General features: G+C 68.5%; 3 protein-coding genes and 1 pseudogene. 2 read left to right on the top strand and 2 right to left on the bottom strand.

Annotated features, from left to right (window positions below; all coding sequences use genetic code 11):
• Positions 1-337: 337 nt before the first annotated feature.
• A pseudogene (locus DR046_RS15780) lies at positions 338-568 on the bottom strand (transposase domain-containing protein); the annotation flags it as partial.
• The gene (locus DR046_RS15775) at positions 562-873 is read right to left on the bottom strand and encodes a hypothetical protein (protein WP_115383353.1); all 312 of its coding nucleotides are present in this window, start codon (positions 871-873) and stop codon (positions 562-564) included. The pseudogene DR046_RS15780 and the gene DR046_RS15775, both read right to left, overlap by 7 nt.
• Here DR046_RS15775 and DR046_RS15770 point away from each other — a divergent pair.
• Positions 872-1,054 carry a hypothetical protein gene (locus DR046_RS15770; RefSeq protein WP_115383352.1) on the top strand — a complete coding sequence of 61 codons (183 nt, stop codon included), beginning with the start codon at positions 872-874 and terminating at the stop codon, positions 1,052-1,054. The genes DR046_RS15775 and DR046_RS15770 overlap by 2 nt on opposite strands.
• Positions 1,041-3,113, top strand: a complete 2,073-nt coding sequence (locus DR046_RS15765) for a recombinase family protein (protein ID WP_115383351.1) — start codon at positions 1,041-1,043, stop codon at positions 3,111-3,113. The genes DR046_RS15770 and DR046_RS15765 overlap by 14 nt, the downstream gene beginning before the upstream one ends.
• Positions 3,114-3,137 lie beyond the last annotated feature (24 nt).

The raw sequence follows: 3,137 nt of genomic DNA, 5'->3' as shown, positions 1-3,137 counted from the left end.
TCTTCCCCCGGTTCGATGGCTCTTCCTCGCTTTCAATGGATGTTGGGTGAATCTCGGCCGCCGACTTCTGGGTTTGAAGACCATGACCCAGCTTGCTTTTCTTCCCGGCTGCGAGGTTGAGGCTGTCGCCCGTGCCGGCGATGGCGTCGCTGTCGTCGCCTCCCGTCGTCCCTGTGAGAGCCGTTGTCCTTCCTGTGGCGTTTGGAGTTCGTCGGTTTACAGCCGATATGTCCGCCACCCCTCCGATCTGTAAGCGGTGCTCCGGCCCCATTCCTTTACCTGGTGATCTGGGGTTGACCGGAGGCGGCAGGGGATCGTTCGCAGCCTAGACTGCGGTCTAGGCTGCGCTCTTGGTCGACGTTGCGGCGAAGGCCCAGGGCATGAGGGCGTCAATGTCGGCGGCGGGATGGCCGCGGGCGATGGCTTCGAGGGTGGTGGTCAGGTAGGCGAAGGGCTCGACGTCGTTCAGCCGGCAGGTGCCGATGAGGGAGGCGAGGCGGGCCCAGGTGTGGCCGCCCTCGTCGTGGCCTGCGAACAGGGCGTTCTTGCGGCTAAGGGCCATCACCCGTCCATTCTGCCCATGTCGGGCAGTATGCCGTCGTTCATTACCGTTGGCACGCCTTGTTCGGCCGCCGAGTGCGCCTGGAGCGCGTCGATCGGCGTCAGGACGGTCGCTTCGTCAGCGTCGAGGTCGCGCCCGGCGTCGTGATGGTGATCGCGGAATGGATGCTCGACGCGGCTGCCTGCGCCGGCATGGCGCTCGGCGAGCCGAGGGCATCGCTCGGCGCCCTTCGCGATCTCGACGAACTGTTGAGGCGGAGCGGTCAGCGCCGATCCTGTTCCGGCAATCCAGCCGGAGAGGACCAGCCCCATGCCCCAGCAGAACCCGAAGCCGACCCCGCCCCTGCAACTTCTCATGCCGCTCGACTCGCAGCGGCTGCACGGCATGAGCCCGACGGAGCGAGGGCAGGTCGTGACCTGCCTTGTGGCCCTGCTGCTCGAAGCGAGCGAGGACATCGGGACAGCGGAGGAGCGGGCCGATGACCGTCTCTGATCCGCTGCCGCCTGCCGTCACGGACCGCAAGGCGGTCGTCTACGTCCGCCAGTCGACCCAGGCACAGGTCGAGGCCAACACGGAAGGCCGGCGCCGCCAGTACGAACTGGTGGAACTGGCCCGGCGCCGCGGCTTCCGCGCCGTCGAGGTGATCGACGACGATCTGGGCCTCTCGGCCAGCGGCATGGTCGCGCGCCCAGGGTTCGAGCGGCTGGTGGCGGCGCTGTGCGCGGGCGAGGTCGGCGCGGTGCTGTGCTTCGACGCCTCCCGGCTCGCGCGCAACGGGCGCGACTGGCATCACCTGCTGGAACTGTGCGGCCTCGTCGAGGCGCGCGTGATCGACCTCGACGGCGTCTACGACCCGTGCCTGCCCAACGACCGGCTGCTTCTGGGCATGAAGGGCTCGATCAGCGAGTTCGAGCTGGGCGTGATCCGGGCGCGCATGCTCGACGCCGCCCGCGCCAAGGCCCGCCGGGGCGAGCTGCGCATCAGCGTGCCCGTGGGCTACGTCTGGCATCGCGAGACGGGGCTCGGCCTCGATCCGGATCTTCGCTTGCAGGAGGTAATCCGTCTGGTCTTCGAGCGCTTCCGCCAACTGGGCAGCGCGCGGCAGGCGCATCTGTCGCTGGTCGCCGAGGAGGTGGTGTTCCCGCGGCCCTCCGACGGCGTGCGCACCACAGCCTTCGACTGGACGCCGATCCGATACCGCAACGTGATCGGGCTGCTGAAGAACCCCTTTTACGCGGGCACCTACGTCTACGGCAAAAGCGAGAAGCGTATCGTCGTCGAGGATGGCCGGGCGCGGAAGTCCTACGGCCACCACAAGCCGCCCGAGGCCTGGGATGTGGTGATTGACGATCATCACGAGGGCTACATCGACAAGGCCGAGTACGACCGCAACCAAGCTACGCTGGCCGCCAACGCCTACGGCCGATCTGGCGGACAAAAGTCCGGCCGCGGTGGCCAGGCGCTTCTGTCGGGCATGCTGACCTGCGGACGCTGCGGACGCGGGCTGGCCGTGTCCTACACGGGCCGAGCGCCCGGGAGACCGGCCTATCGCTGCGACAGGCCCAACCTGATGCTCGGTCTGCCGCGCTGCATGACCTTCGGCGGTGCACGTGTGGACGCGGCGATCGCGGCGGAGATACTGCGCATGGTCGAGCCCATGGCCATCGAAGCCGCGATGGAGGCCGAGCGGATGCAGGAAGAGGGACGGGCCGAACGTCGTGGTGTGGCAGAACTCGACCTCCAGCAGGCCGAGTACGACGCCTCTCTGGCCGAGAGGCGCTACGCGGCCTGCGACCCCGGCAATCGTCTGATCGCCGCGCAGTTGGAGACGAACTGGGAGGCAGCTCTACGCCGCGTCGAGGAATGCCGCACGCGCCTTACGGCGATGGACTTGCCCGATGCCACCGTCCCCGTGCCGGACTTCGAGGGCCTCGCGGAGGACCTCGCCGCCGCATGGCAGGCCCCCGGCGTCACCACCCGAGCCCGCCAGCAACTGGTCCGGGCTCTGGTGGCCGACATCGTGGCCGACGTCGACGAGGCCACCCGCGAGGTGGTGCTGACGATCCACTGGCGCGGCGGGCAACATTCGCAGCTCCGCGTCCGCAAGCCCCGGACCGGGGAGCACGGTTGCCGCACGCCCGACGAGGCGCTCGCGGTGATGTCGCGCATGGCGACGCGCTTCCTCGACGCCGACATCGCCGCGACGCTCAACCGAATGGGCGTGCGCACAGGACAGGGGAAGACTTGGACGGCGCACCGCGTCGGCTCCATCCGCAAGGTCCATGGCATGCATGCCTACCGCTCGGCCGAGAAGGACGGCGCGTGGCTCACGATGCGCGAGGCCGCCGCGAAGCTCGGCGTCACCAACCACGCCATCCGGCGCCTCATCGGTGACGGTATCCTGCCCGCCGAGCAGGTCGTCCCCGGCGCGCCATGGCAGATCCAGGCCCAGGACCTCGAAAGTGACGCCGTCCGTGGCGCCCTGGCGACCGGCAACCGCCCGCGTCGCGATGAAGGCGATAGACAGATACCAATGTTCCCAGATGCTTGAGAAAGGGGGGTATAATGACTCACC

The organism is Jannaschia formosa (genome assembly GCF_003340555.1).
Lineage (GTDB): Bacteria > Pseudomonadota > Alphaproteobacteria > Rhodobacterales > Rhodobacteraceae > Jannaschia > Jannaschia formosa.
This window is presented reverse-complemented; position numbering and strand designations above follow the sequence as displayed.

Excerpts from the sequence above, each read along its gene's own strand:
- DR046_RS15770 (WP_115383352.1), top strand. The coding sequence starts at position 872 with ATGCCCCAGCAGAACCCGAAGCCGACCCCGCCCCTGCAACTTCTCATG.
- DR046_RS15775 (WP_115383353.1), bottom strand. The coding sequence starts at position 873 with ATGGGGCTGGTCCTCTCCGGCTGGATTGCCGGAACAGGATCGGCGCTG.
- DR046_RS15765 (WP_115383351.1), top strand. The coding sequence starts at position 1,041 with ATGACCGTCTCTGATCCGCTGCCGCCTGCCGTCACGGACCGCAAGGCG.